19 protein-coding genes and 1 pseudogene are annotated in these 16251 nt (G+C 32.6%); 2 read left to right on the top strand and 18 right to left on the bottom strand.

Annotated elements, in window-relative coordinates; genetic code table 11:
- Window positions 1–74: 74 nt before the first annotated feature.
- Window positions 75–311: a hypothetical protein gene (locus F0460_RS07220; RefSeq protein ID WP_150011714.1), complete on the bottom strand. Its 237-nt coding sequence runs from the start codon at window positions 309–311 to the stop codon at window positions 75–77.
- A gap of 152 nt (window positions 312–463) precedes the next feature.
- Entirely contained in the window at window positions 464–1108 is a 645-nt protein-coding gene (locus F0460_RS07225) for a hypothetical protein (RefSeq protein ID WP_150011716.1), read from the bottom strand.
- Between the two features lie 205 nt (window positions 1109–1313).
- On the opposite strand from F0460_RS07225, the gene F0460_RS07230 reads away from it, so the two are divergent.
- Window positions 1314–3116 carry a helix-turn-helix domain-containing protein gene (locus tag F0460_RS07230; RefSeq protein ID WP_150011718.1) on the top strand — a complete coding sequence of 601 codons (1803 nt, stop codon included), beginning with the start codon at window positions 1314–1316 and terminating at the stop codon, window positions 3114–3116.
- A gap of 249 nt (window positions 3117–3365) precedes the next feature.
- Here the strand turns inward: F0460_RS07230 and F0460_RS07235 are convergent, their stop codons facing one another.
- Entirely contained in the window at window positions 3366–4070 is a 705-nt protein-coding gene (locus F0460_RS07235; protein ID WP_150011720.1) for an IS1 family transposase, read from the bottom strand.
- Window positions 4071–4359: 289 nt separating this feature from the next.
- Here F0460_RS07235 and F0460_RS07240 point away from each other — a divergent pair, with 289 nt between their 5' ends.
- Window positions 4360–4677 carry a helix-turn-helix domain-containing protein gene (locus tag F0460_RS07240; RefSeq protein WP_150011722.1) on the top strand — a complete coding sequence of 106 codons (318 nt, stop codon included), beginning with the start codon at window positions 4360–4362 and terminating at the stop codon, window positions 4675–4677.
- 53 nt (window positions 4678–4730) lie between these two features.
- Here the strand turns inward: F0460_RS07240 and F0460_RS07245 are convergent, their stop codons facing one another.
- From F0460_RS07245 to F0460_RS07320, 15 genes and pseudogenes are all read right to left on the bottom strand, one after another.
- Window positions 4731–5036, bottom strand: coding sequence for an immunity 53 family protein (locus F0460_RS07245; RefSeq protein WP_150011724.1), 306 nt, complete (start codon window positions 5034–5036; stop codon window positions 4731–4733).
- A 9-nt stretch (window positions 5037–5045) separates the two neighbouring features.
- Window positions 5046–5918 carry an RHS repeat-associated core domain-containing protein gene (locus F0460_RS07250; RefSeq protein WP_150011726.1) on the bottom strand — a complete coding sequence of 291 codons (873 nt, stop codon included), beginning with the start codon at window positions 5916–5918 and terminating at the stop codon, window positions 5046–5048.
- A gap of 792 nt (window positions 5919–6710) precedes the next feature.
- Entirely contained in the window at window positions 6711–7538 is an 828-nt protein-coding gene (locus F0460_RS07255; RefSeq protein ID WP_150011728.1) for an RHS repeat-associated core domain-containing protein, read from the bottom strand.
- 340 nt (window positions 7539–7878) lie between these two features.
- The gene (locus tag F0460_RS07260) at window positions 7879–8097 is read right to left on the bottom strand and encodes a hypothetical protein (RefSeq protein ID WP_150011730.1); all 219 of its coding nucleotides are present in this window, start codon (window positions 8095–8097) and stop codon (window positions 7879–7881) included.
- Window positions 8098–8276: 179 nt separating this feature from the next.
- The gene (locus tag F0460_RS07265) at window positions 8277–8666 is read right to left on the bottom strand and encodes a hypothetical protein (RefSeq protein WP_150011732.1); all 390 of its coding nucleotides are present in this window, start codon (window positions 8664–8666) and stop codon (window positions 8277–8279) included.
- 3 nt (window positions 8667–8669) lie between these two features.
- A complete protein-coding gene (locus tag F0460_RS07270; RefSeq protein WP_150011734.1) occupies window positions 8670–9374 on the bottom strand; it encodes a hypothetical protein in 705 nt (234 codons plus the stop codon).
- A gap of 535 nt (window positions 9375–9909) precedes the next feature.
- Window positions 9910–10377: a hypothetical protein gene (locus F0460_RS07275; protein WP_150011736.1), complete on the bottom strand. Its 468-nt coding sequence runs from the start codon at window positions 10375–10377 to the stop codon at window positions 9910–9912.
- Window positions 10370–11161 carry an RHS repeat-associated core domain-containing protein gene (locus F0460_RS07280; RefSeq protein WP_150011738.1) on the bottom strand — a complete coding sequence of 264 codons (792 nt, stop codon included), beginning with the start codon at window positions 11159–11161 and terminating at the stop codon, window positions 10370–10372. The genes F0460_RS07275 and F0460_RS07280 overlap by 8 nt, the downstream gene beginning before the upstream one ends.
- Window positions 11162–11501: 340 nt before the next feature.
- Window positions 11502–11720 (bottom strand): hypothetical protein, encoded by a 219-nt coding sequence (locus tag F0460_RS07285; RefSeq protein WP_150011740.1) that lies wholly within the window; start codon window positions 11718–11720, stop codon window positions 11502–11504.
- A 157-nt stretch (window positions 11721–11877) separates the two neighbouring features.
- Window positions 11878–12189: a hypothetical protein gene (locus tag F0460_RS07290; protein WP_150011742.1), complete on the bottom strand. Its 312-nt coding sequence runs from the start codon at window positions 12187–12189 to the stop codon at window positions 11878–11880.
- 10 nt (window positions 12190–12199) lie between these two features.
- Complete coding sequence (locus F0460_RS16295; RefSeq protein ID WP_223810786.1) at window positions 12200–13000, bottom strand: RHS repeat-associated core domain-containing protein; 801 nt, start codon at window positions 12998–13000, stop codon at window positions 12200–12202.
- A 340-nt stretch (window positions 13001–13340) separates the two neighbouring features.
- A complete protein-coding gene (locus F0460_RS07305; RefSeq protein ID WP_150011744.1) occupies window positions 13341–13598 on the bottom strand; it encodes a hypothetical protein in 258 nt (85 codons plus the stop codon).
- A gap of 142 nt (window positions 13599–13740) precedes the next feature.
- Window positions 13741–14226, bottom strand: coding sequence for a hypothetical protein (locus F0460_RS07310; protein WP_150011746.1), 486 nt, complete (start codon window positions 14224–14226; stop codon window positions 13741–13743).
- Window positions 14226–15032: pseudogene (locus F0460_RS07315) on the bottom strand (RHS repeat-associated core domain-containing protein); the annotation flags it as partial. The gene F0460_RS07310 and the pseudogene F0460_RS07315, both read right to left, overlap by 1 nt.
- Before the next feature lie 736 nt (window positions 15033–15768).
- Entirely contained in the window at window positions 15769–16248 is a 480-nt protein-coding gene (locus F0460_RS07320; RefSeq protein WP_150011750.1) for a hypothetical protein, read from the bottom strand.
- Between the last annotated feature and the right edge of the window lie 3 nt (window positions 16249–16251).

The raw sequence follows: 16251 nt of genomic DNA on the forward strand, positions 1-16251 counted from the left end.
AAGCAATTTGGTAGAAAGACCGGAAATTGTATTAGTGTATTGCCTGTTATATATTTATTATGAGGTAATAAAATTTAAAATTCTTTTTTATACTGTTTCATAACTTCTACCTTCTCTTCTAGCATCTTCAAAATATCCTCTAACACTACAACAGCATTCATTAATTCATTTTCAGTCAATAATTCATTCTTATAAATCTTCACTTTTTTTACAATAGTATTTTCAACAACATTTAGTTCATTAATGGAATAATTTATAAATTTCAAAAATTCATTCCCACCATTTCCGTTAAAGTGAATTTCATTCTGCATACTATTTATTTTAATGATTTTTTAAACTCATTGTTAATAACCCATACACAGATAAAGCAGACTGTGTATGGGATGGGCAAATTAGGTGTTATTCTCTCTTCTTCTCATATATTTTTGTGAAGCATAGATGCAAAGTCTATAATAAATAGCATTTATTGCATCACGCCCACTAAGGCTACGTTAAATACAGCATTTGCACTGCTTATTTCAAAGCCTTTTACTGCTGCTACAATATTTCTTCTTTTCCATGATTCATCTATAGGTCCACCATAAATGATAGTTGCCGTATCTTGCAGATAGGTTATAATAAACTGTAACCTATTTTTTTCATTTATCGTTAAAAGGGAATCTATTTCTATATTTTGTAAAATTGAATTATAATCAACTACTTCTGTTTGTATTATCAGATCAAGATAACCTTTCATCTTTACAGAAACATTCAAAGTATTGTAAACAGTATTATAATTGTTTAGGTACAATTGAGAACCGGTTACATCAGGTAATGTGAAATTAGCAGGTTTTAATGCTGTAAATAAAGGAACGTACAACGCTGCCGAATCCAATAAGTGGATTTTCTGATACAAAGACATATTACTATCATTAAAATTAGCTTTATAACTGTTTGTAAGTTGCTGTGTTATAAAAGCCAAATCTGTACGAGAGGGTTTTCCTAAAGGATTATTAATTTTCATTTGGGCATTTTCGATAGTAGTAAAATTATTATTCTCATCATCAAGCGTACAAGACAAAAGAAAAAAATTAAACCCTAGTAAATAAATAAATGTAGTTTTTTTCATAATTTTTCTTTTATATAAGAATATTAAATATATTTTTTCAAGAGTCAGTATTCAAATTTATATAGTTGGCTTTAACTTTGCAAACACATGTTCTGCAGTTTGATCAAACTACTGAAAAAAAAACAACAAAAACATTAATTATCAACGTTTTAGTATTCAGATAAAAATGAGTATCTTTAAAAAAACACACTTAATTTAAAACCCAATGCGTCCGTTTTTTTTACTTTTTTACTTTTTTACCCTATATATTAGTACTTGGGCACAAACTAAACAGCAAAATAAATCCACAAATGCTTCTTTAGAAAATCTATTTGAGAATGTAAGTTCTATTTCTAAAAATGAAAAAAAATTATATGCTGAGTCATTAAAACAATATTTAGAAAAAGCCAAAGAGTTAGAAAATACAGATCATTTATTTAATGCATACCTTCTTTACGTTTATAATGAAAAGAATTCCGAGACAATGCACATGTATGCAGACAGCCTTATATATTATGCAAAAAAAACAGGAATACCTTTAAACATTATAAAGGCAAACCAAACCAGATCAACAATTTATTATATACAAAAAAATTATAAGAAATCTTTAGAGTATGAACTTGCTATACTACAGTCAATTGATAAAATCAAATATGCATACGAATACCATAAAACTATATATAATATAGGGTTAACATACTTTTACCTTCAGCAATATCAGGAAGCATTCGATTATTTTTCCCTAGCCAGAGCTTACTTTGAAGGTTCAGCAGATTATAACCATATAATGGGCTATCATAATTCTGCTCGATATGAAGCTTTAGCTGCTTGTTACCTTAATAAACATCAATTCAGTATTGAGCTTATATCGGTTGCGAGAAAGAAGTTATCAGCTATTAGGAAGGAGGACCGTGCATTAGAACAAGCTTATTTAGATTATGTTTATGGCATAAACCTATACCACTTAAAAAAGTTTAAATACAGTATTGAAATATTAAATAATACAATTACTGAAATATCTAAAAATGAAGATTATGCAAACGAACACAATGCATATTATTACTTAGGATTAAACTATTGGGCTTTAGACGAAAAAGAAGATGCGGTTAAATACTTTGATAAAATTAATGAAGTTTTCAAAACAAAGCATTACAGCAACCTTGAAATAAAAAATGCCTACAATTATTTAACAGCTTACTATAGAAGTCTTAAAAATGAACAAAGGGAACTCTACTATACCAACCAGTTTTTAAACGTTACTGTTTTTTTGCAGAACGAGTACAAATACTTAAGCAATACGTTACACAAACAACTGGATATAAAACATTTAGAATCTGAAAAGAAACGTTTGGAAGATTCTTTAAGGTTAAAAGACGTATGGTTTAAAACTGCATTTGTAGCAGGCTGTGTAGTATGTATAATCTTTTTGCTTCTTTTAATATCAAACTACCGAAAAAAGAAAGAATACTTACGGCGTTATAACGAACTTTCTATTTTAAGAAAAAACTTAAGAAGTGAAGAAAAACCACTTGAGATATTATCTGAACCAGCTACAGTATATCTACCAATTCCCAAAATAGCTGAAATAGAAACAACACATTCTAACGAGATTAAAGAAAAAACATCCGATAAAAAGACCGAAAAAGGCATTAACGCAGCAAGCATTAAAACCTTAGATGAAATTTTAATACACTTAGATAGTTTTGAAGAAAATCTTACTTTCTTGAATTCAGACATCAATCTAAACCAACTTGCCACACTTTGGAATACCAACAGAAGCTATCTTTCTACCCTTATAAATCAATATAAAGGTAAAAGTTTTACAGACTATGTAAATCAGTTACGAATTGATTATCTTCTTAAAAATTTTGAAGAAAATCCGCAATGGAAAAAATATAAAATAGCACATTTGTCAGAATTACTCGGTTTTTCAAGCAGCCGTAGTTTTTCCAACGCTTTTTTAAAGGCTACCGGTATATCTCCTTCTTTTTACATACAGAAATTAAAAAGTGAAGACTCAGAAGATTAATCTCAATTATACAAAATTTTAAAATCTTCCCACATAACTATTGCCACAGTTAGGAATACTTTTAATATAAATGCAAAAATGATTAATGATAATTAGCAATTTTAGAATTATAAATATTTTTAGTTTCGCTAATTCTTTCAATTAGTTTAGCAACTGTTTTGTAAATAAAACTAACGGGGATAATTAGATAAAACTAAATATACCCGTTGGCTCATTATAAATTGATTTGATTTTAATATAGGAATTTTTTCAAGCAACACTTCCAAAATAAATCTTTAAAACAGCCTTGAACATAATTTCACTCTTACTAAAGCAGATTGTTTTACGGTTCAATCTTTTTAAATGCGTACGCAATGTGAGATTTGCCCTTTCTATATTGTTTGTTCCAAAACGAACAGTTTTATGAATGCATTGATGAATAAGGCTTTTGTAGTTCTTTAACCTGTCGGTAAATAAAACCTGAGGATTTGCTTTAAGCACTTTGTCTACAACTTTCTTTAACGTTAAATTGGTTCTTGGACCTACATTAAAGCCGACAATATTTTTAGTTTCTCTTTCAAATGCATAAACAATCCAAATACGTTTGCTTTTACATTTTACAAATGTGCACAATTCATCAATCTCATAACTACTTTCCGGTGTCATTACCGGTAAATTTACTCTATCTGAAATAGCAATTATTCTTTTTAAAAGCGTTGATACAGATATCTTCAAAATTCTCGCTATACTTCTTATTCCCAAGCCTTCAGTAAGCAAAATTACAATCTGTTTGTTTATATACGAAAAGTAGGCATTATACGTATAATTTTCAACAATAGTTTTATTACAGTCTTTACATTTATAGCGTTGTTTTTTAGCTCTTGAAATTCCGTTTTTCAATAATTTCCCGCAGCAATAAATACATGTATTAATTCCATCAACACATTTGATACACGAGGTGTTACTATTGACCATTTTTAAGTGTTTTAAGCCGCTTAAATTAATAAAGACGAACAATTGTTCGTCTTTATTTTTGTAAAAAATTTCATTGTAAGCTTATAAAGTCACGGTTTGTAAGCACTGTGAATTTTATCAACACATTTGATACACTAGGTATTATTCTTGACCATTTTCAAGTGTTTTAAGCCACTTAAATTGCTACAGACGAACAAATAGTTCGCCTTTATTTTTATAAAATTATTCATTTTAAGCTTTAAAACCTAGCGTTTTTAATCATTGTAAATTCTATCAACACATCTGATACATTACCCAGTTAAGAGATAAAAAGGGAATATCGCAAAGCGAACTTGCCGATAAAAGCGGAGTTTCACGTGTGATGATTGGTAAGTATGAACGTGGGGAAGCAATCCCATCGATTGACGCTGCTAAGAAAATAGCGGATGCATTGGAAGTATCCTTGGATTATCTGGTAGGCAGTACTTCACAAACGGCTTTTGACAAACGTACATTAGAGCGTATTGAAGCACTGGAAGACTTGGAAGAAAATAAAAAACAAACGCTTTACGATCTTATTGACACTTATATAAGAGATGCCAAAACACGTAAAGCGTATAGCTTATAAAACAAAATCCCAACCTTTAAGGCTGGGATTTTTGCTTTTAGTATGTTAATACGTTATGTAGTAGTAGGATTTTTTTCTAAAATAATTTTTTTAAATAATTCTAATAAAAAAATAAGCTTCGAAGAGTCACCTACACCAGTAAACTTATTATTTGAAACCTTGTACCCATACCAATTATCATCTGATATTTCATTTAGAAAATAATCAACGTTAACACCTTCTAATGAAGTATCTGATAATGTGATCTCAATATTCCAACCAGGATTTGAAGTAGACTCAATTTTTATGATATTTTCATGCTCCCATTCTCCATCACAATTACTCATAAACCAATTTTCTATCCATTTAATTATCTCCATATATTTTTATTATTTAGGTATTTCCCATATTTCCGCCCTTCTAACTCCACCAGGTATCGTTTTTCCTTGTACATGGGGTGTTGGAATAGATTCTAATGTACTTTTATTAGTATGAGCAGCTCCGGCGCCACCATTAGGTAATCCTCCATCAAATCTTTTAACTGGATTGAAGAAGCCATTTTTAGTCATCTCATATGTTTCATATTTAAAAATACGACCGTTCAACCCTCTACTAAAAGTAGAATGAGCACCAACAGCCGCTGGATTAGGCTTCAAGCGATTTGCGCCTTTACCTGCTCCAGGAGCAAATAAAGCAGCTGCAAAAGCTAACTCACTACTACCAGTAGTCTCTTGAACATATTCATATATAATCATCCCAGCTAATTCAGAAACACCGCCCATAGGTGTTATAGCACCTGATGCTCCTCTTTGCCAAGAACTAAATTGAGCAGATTCTGAGTTCCAAGCATCCGAATTATAGGTGCGTACTTCTGTATCTTTGTCTGCCCAAAAAAAGGACATTCCTCCATAACGTTGACTTCTACTCCATTTTGCATCATCACCACAAACTGAACCATCAGAATTCAAATTATACTGACCGTGTAAAGTACCTGATGGTAATACCTGGGATACGTTATCGTATCCGGCAGCTTTAGCTTCTTCAGGTGTATTTACATTAGGGTCAAAAGTAACGGTTGTTTTACCATCTTTATTCTGTTCAATCCAACCATCAGCTGCCATCCCTGTAGGATCAATCAGATTTATTGGATTGTTATGAACATAATGGTATGGAGTCCAACCTGCAAAGTCTTCCGCTAGCGGATCTACACTTACAAATATACTAATTCTTGGGTCGTAATAACGTGCGCCGTAATAATACATTTGGGTAACATCGTCTAACTCAGCGCCATGCGCGGTTCGTTCGTCTAAAGCTCAGCCCGCTTTCTCCTCCGAAATCGTTGAACTTGAATTTGTTGTCGTACCCTACACCAGACTGTACATTGGCACTTTGGTTGTGTTCTACCATCATTTACCTCACGCATTCTATTTTGTTTTGGTGTTCGGTGAACCTTGCTACGCTGTGGTTTCACCGAAAGGTAATGTTTCGTAGTAGTGACTTGGACGTCCGAAATAATCCGTTAAATACGTACTGCTTCCCAAATGGTCGGTATGGTATATCTCATCATTTTTATTTTATGTTGGTTTCGATGAATCTTCGATTTCACCAAATTGGTTTGCGTAAATATTCGTAAGGACTATCTCTTTCTATGCTTTCAAAAGACCATCAACACATTTGAAACACTAGGTGTTACTATTGATCATTTTTCACCTGTTTTAAGCCACTTAAATTAATAAAGACGAACAAATGTTCGTCTTTATTTTATAAAAATAAATCATTTAAAGCTTATAAAACCAAGTTCTGTAAGGGTTGTAAATTCTATCAACACTTCTGATACATTACCCTACTTGATCTTTTTCTTTTTCAAATAATAATATATAATTAAAATAATAATATTAAAAATTAAAGAAAAATAAAGTAATACTACTTGTTCTTTGGAGATACATGGAGGACAATACTCTTTTTGCAAACATGGTTCGCAATAAGGCTGAATATAAATGTATATACTTATCGCTATTATATTATAAACCATTAATGCTATAAGTAATTTTTTATTATTTATTTGGTCTTGGAACATCTATTTTATATATTAATCTACCTGAACTTCTATACTCTAATGCATCATCATTTAACTTTCCTTTGCCTCTGGTTCTCCAATCTTTGAGCTCTTTGACAATAGAATTAACTCTATTAACTCCATCTTTTACTATAGAATCAATATTTCGCTGATCTACATTTCCATCTATTGCATTACCCATTATATTATTTTCCCATCCTTTGTAAGCCCCACCTTCATCGCTATATCTATCGTCTAATCCTAATAAATGTGCAAATTCATGAGGAGCTGCATCGTCGTCTGCTAATGATTTTCCATTACGTCCCATACCTCTCCATACTCCTTCATCTCCACCAGACACGTAAGAACGGCCTACCTCATCTAATGTAGCTCCAACTTCTATAAAGTTATCCATATTATCAGGATCCCAACTTTGGGGAATTACTAAAGGATTACTTTTTTCATTTCCTTTATATACTGAAACAGAAACTTCAAAGTTCACATTATAAACTTTTCCAGATTGTGGATCAGTATAAGTCCATGCTTTTCCATTATTTGTACCCCACTTCTTCATTATATTTGATCTCATTATTGAAGCCGTTGTCTTTGTTGCACCAGATCCATATATATAAATATTCGATTTCACTGTTATATTATTTCCTTTTATAATTAATATAGCATCTTTTCCATTTGGATCTGTATAAATAATAGGATTATTATGTACATAATGGTAAGGTGTCCAGCCAGAATATCTTTCAGCAGATGGATCCACACTTACAAATATACTAATTCTTGGATCATAATAACGTGCGCCGTAATAATACATTTGGGTAAAATCGTCTAACTCAGCGCCATGCGCGGTTCGTTCGTCTAAAGCTCAGCCCGCTTTCTCCTCCGAAATCGTTGAATTTAAACTTATTGTCGTACCCCACACCAGATTGCACATTGGCACTTTGGTTGTGTTCTACCATCATTTACCTCACGCATTCTATTTTGTTTTGGTGTTCGGTGAACCTTGCTACGCTGTGGTTTCACCGAAAGGTAATGTTTCGTAGTAGTGTGATGGGCGTCCGAAATAATCCGTTAAATACGTACTGCTACCCAAATGGTCGGTATGGTATATCTCATCATTTTTATTTTATATTGGTTTCGATGAATCTTCGATTTCACCAAATTGGTTTGCGTAAATATTCGTCGTAAGGACCATCTTCGGCAGGACCGTTTATGCTTGTATCGTCTTTCCAGTCATCATCGATATCCGGGTGGTGCGGATTTTGTGGCTGCTGTGAACCCGGAAGTTCTATACAGTCAAAATTATTAATTACATAATTGTAAACCGCACATGAGTTGGTTAAATCGCTGCGCAGGTTTTTATCGATATACATTAGTGCTTTTACCGGACAGCTGTTTAAAACTTCTATCTGTTTTAAGCCCCTTAAATTAATAAAGACGAACAAAAGTTCGTCTTTATTATTATGAAATGATTCATTTTGAGCTTAAAAAGCTACAGTTTACAAGCATTGTTAATTCTATCAACACTTCTGATATAATACCATATTACCTCTTAAAGTTTCATTATTTTATTTATTTTTTCTAATTCTATATTTGAAAATTCAAATTTTAATGATTTTAATTTACTAATTGATTCTTTAGTGATCTCAATATCTTTATGATCCTGAAAAGATTCACCAAAACAATTTATAATATTCGTTAGTGCCGAAATGTTTTCAGAATTAAACTCTAAAGCTTTTTTGAAGTAAAATAGACCTGTTTCATCTAATGTATTAACACGTGATTCGATTACACTAATCAATCCTAACATGTTATAAGCTTCTGATATATCATCATCTTCTATAAAAAAACAATCATCTATAACTTTATTATACTTATTAAACGCATTAATAAAATCATCTTTCTCAAAAAAATCGTCTCCTTTAATTAAATTTATATTCATAGATTATTTAACACCAGCATTCTTAATAATTATTGTCCCTGTAGAATGACTCCTCATTCCTTCAACCCAAATAGTATGTCCTTGAATTCTTTGATTCATTATTAATCTATCTCCAGCTACAACGCCTTTTCTTCCTCGATATACGCCATCGACTTTCCAACTTCCATGTTTTACTGCTATCTCAACAATTGGTTGTACATCTGATACACTAATTTTTCGATCTCCAAATATTTTACTCCAATTATAATGGCTTATAGTTACAACTGATTCTCCTAAATTCCATTGTACCGTAGACTTAACAGTCTTAACCGCTCTTAAAGCTCTTATACCATTTAGAGTTTCCCCAGCTAGCGCAACAGCTCCTTCTGAAGCAATCATAAGTGATATTTCTGTTTTTAATTCAGCCATTACCACATGAAATTCATATTCTGGATCTTGACTGTATTTAATCCTATACAGATATGAATCATAAGCTTCGTTAGCCTTTCTTAAGATAAAACTACCAACATCCTCTTTATTAGTAATCATTTCACTAGCTAATTTTCCAACTCCACTTAAAGTGTTTATAGCTGTACCAACTGGATCAGTTACTATAGCAACGGCTGTATTAAAATACTTCGTAACAACATTCTCCGTTCCTTGATTTTCTGCATCCTTTCTTGTTTTTTTAGGTGGATCGGCCGGACCATCAGACCCTTCAGCACTCATTCCTGTAGGGTCAATTAGATTTATCGGATTTTGATGAACGTAATGATATGGTGTCCAGCCTGCGAACTGTTCCGCCAGCGGATCTACACTTATCCATATCTACTCAATTTTCAACTCGTACATCACGCAATATCACAAAGAACTTCTACTCTTTCTTTTTCAAATATACTTTTTTCACCTATAAAAATAACGCTGTACGGCATTTTTAAATACTCATCAATTCCATCAACACATTTGAAACACTAGGTGTTACTATTGACCATTTTTAAGTGTTTTAAGCAACTTAAATTAATAAAGACGAACAAATGTTCGTCTTTATTATCATTAAACAAGTCATTTTTTGATTTATAATGTCACGTTTATTAGGCATTGTAAATTCTATCAACACTTCTGATACGTTACCTAAAAAACTACAGTTTACAAGGGTTTTAAATTCCATCAACACTTCTGAAACATTACCAAACAAATCATTTAATAGTTGTAAATCAATAATGTGTAAGAGTTTCAAATTTCATCAACACTTCTGAGAAATTACCTAACCTTGATACATTTCCTCACCGCTACCCAAACTTTTTAACCCACACTTTGGATGTGTTGTCTTAAATACCCTTCCTAAAGAATCAGTCCACACCCTTAAATAAAACCCTGCTCTTCCACTTCCATATTTCTCTATTGTATAACTACTATTAGGCTTAAAAATATACTTACGTCCCTTGTAATCACGTCCTCCTTGTCTGATTATATATCCGGAAGGAATATTAGACAAATTGAGTTCATTTGGTATTTTTACATTTGTATCTCCATTCCAATAAATCAGTAATCCTGCTTCGACAGCAAAATTATTACTTTTTATAGAATCATTTTCTATGCTCAATCTATCAATAGGATTACTGTTACAACTAGACAGAACTTGTCTTTGTATATCAAAACTCAATTCATGATTTTGTCGTTTACATCCTAAAAAAACTAAACTAACAAATACTATGCAAATATACTTAATCATCTATCTTTATTTTAGGTCGTTCTTCTCTATATTTTTTCCACCAGGTATCTATTCTTTTTATTTTATCGTCTTCGGTATTTTTAGAATTTTCAAATAATTTTTTCAAGCTACCCTTTCCATAATAGTCATTAACAAATTTATTAAAATCTTTGAAGGTATCTTCTCCAAGATTTGCTTGTTTTTCTTTTCTAGAAAAAGGACCATCGTGCCAATCATACATAAATACAGAATTCAGAAGATACTCGCCTATTGACTCACTAACATGACTAATAGTCCCATTGATTAATTGTGGAATATGCCCTACTTCGTGAGCATTTCTCGTTAAAAACGCCAATGTATATCTAGGATCCGTCTCTAAATCTCCTTCTAAAGGATAGTGAGTAATTGTAGCATTATTTGGATCCGAACCTGTAGTAATTGAAGAGCCTGGATCACCATAGGAACCAAATTCAACTCTAGCATTTTTTATATGCTCAGCTTTAACTCCACTAACTAAACTTAATAAATGAACAGCTGATGGTTTAAATTTATATCCAACAACATCCGTAGACTTATGAGTAGTACCCATATATGAAAATGCTCTAGTTTTATAAATAGGTGTTAATAAAATTCCTGGATTTACAGGAGGTCCAGCTCCATTCTTACTCATACCCGTTGGGTCAGTATAACGGATTGGATTATTACCAGCATACAAATACGGTTCCATTGTCTGCTCCGCCAGCGGATCCACACTTACAAATATACTAATTCTTGGGTCATAATAACGTGCGCCGTAATAATACATTTGTGTGGCATCGTCTAACTCAGCGCCATGCGCGGTTCGTTCGTCTAAAGCTCAGCCCGCTTTCTCCTCCGAAATCGTTGAATTTAAACTTATTGTCATACCCCACACCAGACTGCACATTAGCACTTTGGTTGTGTTCTACCATCATTTACCTCACGCATTCTATTTTGTTTTGGTGTTCGGTGAACCTTGCTACGCTGTGGTTTCACCGAAAGGTAATGTTTCGTAATAGTGTGATGGGCGTCCGAAATAATCCGTTAAATACGTACTGCTTCCTAAATGGTCGGTATGGTATATCTCATCATTTTTATTTTATATTGGTTTCGATGAATCTTCGATTTCACCAAATTGGTTTGCGCAAATATTCATCGAAAGGACCGTCTTCGGCAGGGCCGTTTATACTGGTATCGTCTTTCCAGTCATCATCGATATCCGGGTGGTGCGGATTGTGTGGCTGCTCTGAACCTGGAAGTTCTATACAGTCAAAATTCTCTACCACATAATTGTAAACCGCACATGAATTTGTTAAATCGCTACGCAGGTTGTTATCAATATACATTAATGCTTTTACTGGGCAACTGTTTAAAACAAATAAAGACGAACAAATGCTCGTCTTTATTATTATGAAATTATTTATTATGAGCTTGAAAAACTATAGTTTACAAGGATTTCAAATTCCATCAACACTTCTGAAACATTACCGCTTAGGCGGATAGTTAGTTTATTCCTCTATCTATAGTTTCCCATTTCTTTGAATCAGAATAATATTTATTAGATTCTCCAACGCCTCCAGTACTATAATAAATAATATAATTTACACTATCTTTCCAAGGAGTATAATAAATAGGTCCCTCTTCTTTTTCATCGTATCCAATTACTTTAAGGTTTGGAGGGACACTACCATTTTTATTCTTATACTTATTAATATTAACAATAACTTCTTCGGCTTCATTCTTTAATTTATCATTATTAATCCCACATGAGGACATACATAATATTAATGCCGTTATTTTAATAAAATTTTTCATAATTCAAAGTCTATAATTCACCTACTTTTTTTCGACCTGGGATTTCTTCTTTTGTCTTAACGTGTCCTTTATCACCTTTAATATATACTGGCTTTCTCGTATTATTTGTTCGTGTAGGGGTCTCTCTATTATCAGCTGTTGGCAAAGCATCAAAATTAGGAGCATTTTCAGGTAAAGTTGCATCTAACATATTTGTTAAATAACCTTGCAATTGTTCTCCAAATGTTTCTTCACAATCAGGATGAAAATAATTAATAGCAAAATCTGCTCCATAATAATCACTTGGAAGATCCTCATAACTATAAGCTGAATGTGTCGCGACTAAAGCGTCCGAAGCCTCTTGTTTATAACCGTCCTGAAGAGCTTTACCTATAGGATTAGACACACCATTTTCTCTGTAGTTATATGCTTTACTAGCATAAAACAAAAAGTGTGTCATATCTAACCAACCTCCTTTTTTTGTATAAATATATCTTCCCTTTTTCATATTAAAATATCCAGTTTGAGTTGGCATAGGGCGCATTTGACTCCAACTCCATTCTGTCTTACTCAGATCTAGCATATACTGTTTGGCTTTACTGCCAGTATAACCACCTACTTTACTTGGACTGTTATTTAATAGTGATATAAAATTACCTACAGTTCCAACATATGGTTTAATTGGTTCTCTTCCATCTGGGTCAATCAAGTTTACTGGATTATTTAAAGTATAATTATACGGCGTATAATTAGAATACTTCTCTGCCAGCGGATCCACACTTACAAATATACTAATTCTTGGATCATAATAACGTGCGCCGTAATAATACATTTGGGTAAAATCGTCTAACTCAGCGCCATGCGCGGTTCGTTCGTCTAAAGCTCAGCCCGCTTTCTCCTCCGAAATCGTTGAACTTGAATTTGTTGTCGTACCCTACACCAGATTGTACATTGGCACTTTGGTTGTGTTCTACCATCATTTACCTCACGCATTCTATTTTGTTTTGGTGTTCGGTGAACCTTGCTACGCTTTGGTTTCACCGAAAGGTAATGTTTCGTAGTAGTGGCTTGGACGTCCGAAATAATCCGTTAAATACGTACTGCTTCCCAAATGGTCGGTATGATATATCTCATCATTTTTATTTTATATTGGTTTCGATGAATCTTCGATTTCACCAAATTGGTTTGCGTAAATATTCGTCGTAAGGACCATCTTCGGCAGGACCGTTTATGCTTGTATCGTCTTTCCAGTCATCATCGATATCCGGGTGGTGCGGATTGTGCGGTGCCTCTGAACCTGGAAGGTCTACACAGTCAAAATTATTAATTACATAGTTGTAAACCGCACATGAATTTGTTAAATCACTGCGCAGGTTGTTATCAATATACATTAATGCTTTACCGGACAACTGTCTAAAACATGTGTCCATTTTATCTGCTTTAAAACACCTAAATTAATAAAGACGAACAAATGTTCGTCTTTATTATTATATAAATCCTTTTTTGATTTATAAACCTAGGCTTTGTAAGGGTTTCAAATTTCATCAACACTTCTGATACATTACCGTTGGTTTATTCTGTTAATATTTCTGATACATTTGCCTTTTTTTCACCGCTATGCAAACTTTTTAAACCACATTTTGAATGTGTTGTTTTAAAAACTTTTCCTAATGAATCAGTCCACACTCTTAAATAAAATCCCGCTTTTCCTCCACCAAATTTTTTTATTGTGTAACTACTATTAGGTTTAAAAAAATATTTATTTCCTTCATAATTACGTCCTCCTTGTCTGATTATATATCCAGAAGGAATATTAGATAAATCTAGTTCATTTGGTATTCTTACACTTGTTTCTCCATTCCAATAAATCAGTAATCCTGCTTCGACAGCAAAATTATTACTTTTTATAGAATCATTTTTTATGGTTAAATTTTTAATAGGATTACTATTACAAGTTAAAAAAACTTGTCTTTGTATATTAAAACTCAATTCGTGATCTTGACGTTTACATCCTAAAAAAACTAAACTAACAAGTACTATATAAATATGTTTAATCATCAATCTTTAATCTTTATTTTAGGTCGTTCTTCTCTATATTTTTTCCACCAGGTATCTATTCTCTTTATTTTATCTTCTTCAGTATTTTTAGTATTTTCAAATAATTTTTTCAAGTTGTTTTCACCATAATACTCATTAACAAATTCGTTAAAATCTTCAAAAGTGTTCTCACCTACATCTGCTTCTTTTTCCTTAAAAGAAAATGGACCATCATGCCATTCTCCTGTATAAAGAAGATTCAATGTATATTCGAGTATAGATTGATCCATGTGCGCTTCGTTTCCATCCTTTAAATGTGGTATATGCCCAACTTCATGTGCGTTTCTTGTAAAAAATGCAATAGTATATATAGGATCAGTCCATATATCACCTTTTTCTGGATAATGTGTAATTGTAGAATTATTTACGCCAGATCCTGTAGTAAGTGATGAGCCACCACTTCCAAATCTACTAAATTCTACTTTAGCATTTTTAATGTATTCTGCTTTAACACCGCTAACTAAACTTAATAAATGGACAGCTGATGGTCTAAATTTATATCCAACAATATCTTTAGATTTATGCGTAGTTCCCATATATGAATATGTTCTAGTTTTATAAACAGGCATTAATAAAAATCCTGGCCTTACAGGAGGTCCAGCTCCTTCTGCACTCATTCCTGTTGGATCGGTAAACATAATCGGATTATTATTCACATACTGATAAGGTGTCATCGTCTGTTCCGCCAGCGGATCCACACTTACAAATATACTAATTCTTGGGTCGTAATAACGTGCGCCGTAATAATACATTTGGGTAACATCGTCTAACTCAGCGCCATGCGCGGTTCGTTCGTCTAAAGCTCAGCCCGCTTTCTCCTCCGAAATCGTTGAATTTAAACTTATTGTCGTACCCTACACCAGACTGTACATTCGCACTTTGGTTGTGTTCTACCATCATTTACCTCACGCATTCTATTTTGTTTTGGTGTTCGGTGAACCTTGCTACGCTGTGGTTTCACCGAAAGGTAATGTTTCGTAGTAGTGTGATGGGCGTCCGAAATAATCCGTTAAATAAGTTGAACTACCCAAATGGTCGGTATGGTATATCTCATCATTTTTATTTTATATTGGTTTCGATGAATCTTCGATTTCACCAAATTGGTTTGCGTAAATATTCGTCGTAAGGACCATCTTCGGCAGGACCGTTTATGCTGGTATCATCTTTCCAATCATCATTGATATCCGGATGGTGCGGATTTTGTGGCTGCTGTGAATCCGGAAGTTCTATATAGTCGAAATTATTAATTACATAATTGTAAACCGCACATGAGTTGGTTAAATCGGCACGCAGGTTGTTATCAATATATTAGACATCAACACATTTGAAACACTAGGGTGTTACTATTGATCATTTTCACCTGTTTTAAGCCACCTAAATTAATAAAGACGAGGAAATGTTCGTCTTTATTATTATGAAATAAATCCTTTTTTGATTTATAAACCTAGGCTTTGTAAGAGTTGTAAATTCTATCAACACTTTTGATACACTACCCCGATCACGTTACTCTTTCTCTAACATATAAATGTCAAATCCTCTATCATCGTATATATCAAGTAATGTTACTTTTTTTTCTTTAGTTAAGGATATTTGAACCCTTATATTCAAAGAGGGATTTTCCGCCATCTCGAAATTAAAATGATTTATCAATAATTGTCTGAAAACTGACTCATCAAAAACACTCATATCGATATAAAGAGTACCTGGTATTTCTTCATTTTTATAAGAAGTAGCTAACCAATAGTTTGTAACATTCATTGAAGTCATTAAATTTATCAAAAAACTATCTTTTTCCCAAAAGAGGATTTTGATAGTTGAACCTATGATTTGATTTAATGAAAAGAATTCAATTATAAAATCGATTTTTTTTATTAAACCAATAGATTCAATATCAAATCTTCCTGTAATAACATTTTCTCCTTTTTTATTTTCAAGGAGCACTTTAAATTGATCATCAAAATTTGTTGAATCTATTTTTATCATATA

The organism is Paenimyroides baculatum, from assembly GCF_008629655.1.
GTDB lineage: Bacteria > Bacteroidota > Bacteroidia > Flavobacteriales > Flavobacteriaceae > Flavobacterium > Flavobacterium baculatum.

Coding starts and splice junctions, on each gene's coding strand:
- F0460_RS07220 (WP_150011714.1), bottom strand. CDS start 311: ATGCAGAATGAAATTCACTTTAACGGAAATGGTGGGAATGAATTTTTG.
- F0460_RS07225 (WP_150011716.1), bottom strand. CDS start 1,108: ATGAAAAAAACTACATTTATTTATTTACTAGGGTTTAATTTTTTTCTT.
- F0460_RS07230 (WP_150011718.1), top strand. CDS start 1,314: ATGCGTCCGTTTTTTTTACTTTTTTACTTTTTTACCCTATATATTAGT.
- F0460_RS07235 (WP_150011720.1), bottom strand. CDS start 4,070: ATGGTCAATAGTAACACCTCGTGTATCAAATGTGTTGATGGAATTAAT.
- F0460_RS07245 (WP_150011724.1), bottom strand. CDS start 5,036: ATGGAGATAATTAAATGGATAGAAAATTGGTTTATGAGTAATTGTGAT.
- F0460_RS07250 (WP_150011726.1), bottom strand. CDS start 5,918: ATGTATTATTACGGCGCACGTTATTACGACCCAAGAATTAGTATATTT.
- F0460_RS07255 (WP_150011728.1), bottom strand. CDS start 7,538: ATGTATTATTACGGCGCACGTTATTATGATCCAAGAATTAGTATATTT.
- F0460_RS07260 (WP_150011730.1), bottom strand. CDS start 8,097: ATGTATATCGATAAAAACCTGCGCAGCGATTTAACCAACTCATGTGCG.
- F0460_RS07265 (WP_150011732.1), bottom strand. CDS start 8,666: ATGAATATAAATTTAATTAAAGGAGACGATTTTTTTGAGAAAGATGAT.
- F0460_RS07270 (WP_150011734.1), bottom strand. CDS start 9,374: ATGAGTGCTGAAGGGTCTGATGGTCCGGCCGATCCACCTAAAAAAACA.
- F0460_RS07275 (WP_150011736.1), bottom strand. CDS start 10,377: ATGATTAAGTATATTTGCATAGTATTTGTTAGTTTAGTTTTTTTAGGA.
- F0460_RS07280 (WP_150011738.1), bottom strand. CDS start 11,161: ATGTATTATTACGGCGCACGTTATTATGACCCAAGAATTAGTATATTT.
- F0460_RS07285 (WP_150011740.1), bottom strand. CDS start 11,720: ATGTATATTGATAACAACCTGCGTAGCGATTTAACAAATTCATGTGCG.
- F0460_RS07290 (WP_150011742.1), bottom strand. CDS start 12,189: ATGAAAAATTTTATTAAAATAACGGCATTAATATTATGTATGTCCTCA.
- F0460_RS16295 (WP_223810786.1), bottom strand. CDS start 13,000: ATGTATTATTACGGCGCACGTTATTATGATCCAAGAATTAGTATATTT.
- F0460_RS07305 (WP_150011744.1), bottom strand. CDS start 13,598: ATGGACACATGTTTTAGACAGTTGTCCGGTAAAGCATTAATGTATATT.
- F0460_RS07310 (WP_150011746.1), bottom strand. CDS start 14,226: ATGATTAAACATATTTATATAGTACTTGTTAGTTTAGTTTTTTTAGGA.
- F0460_RS07320 (WP_150011750.1), bottom strand. CDS start 16,248: ATGATAAAAATAGATTCAACAAATTTTGATGATCAATTTAAAGTGCTC.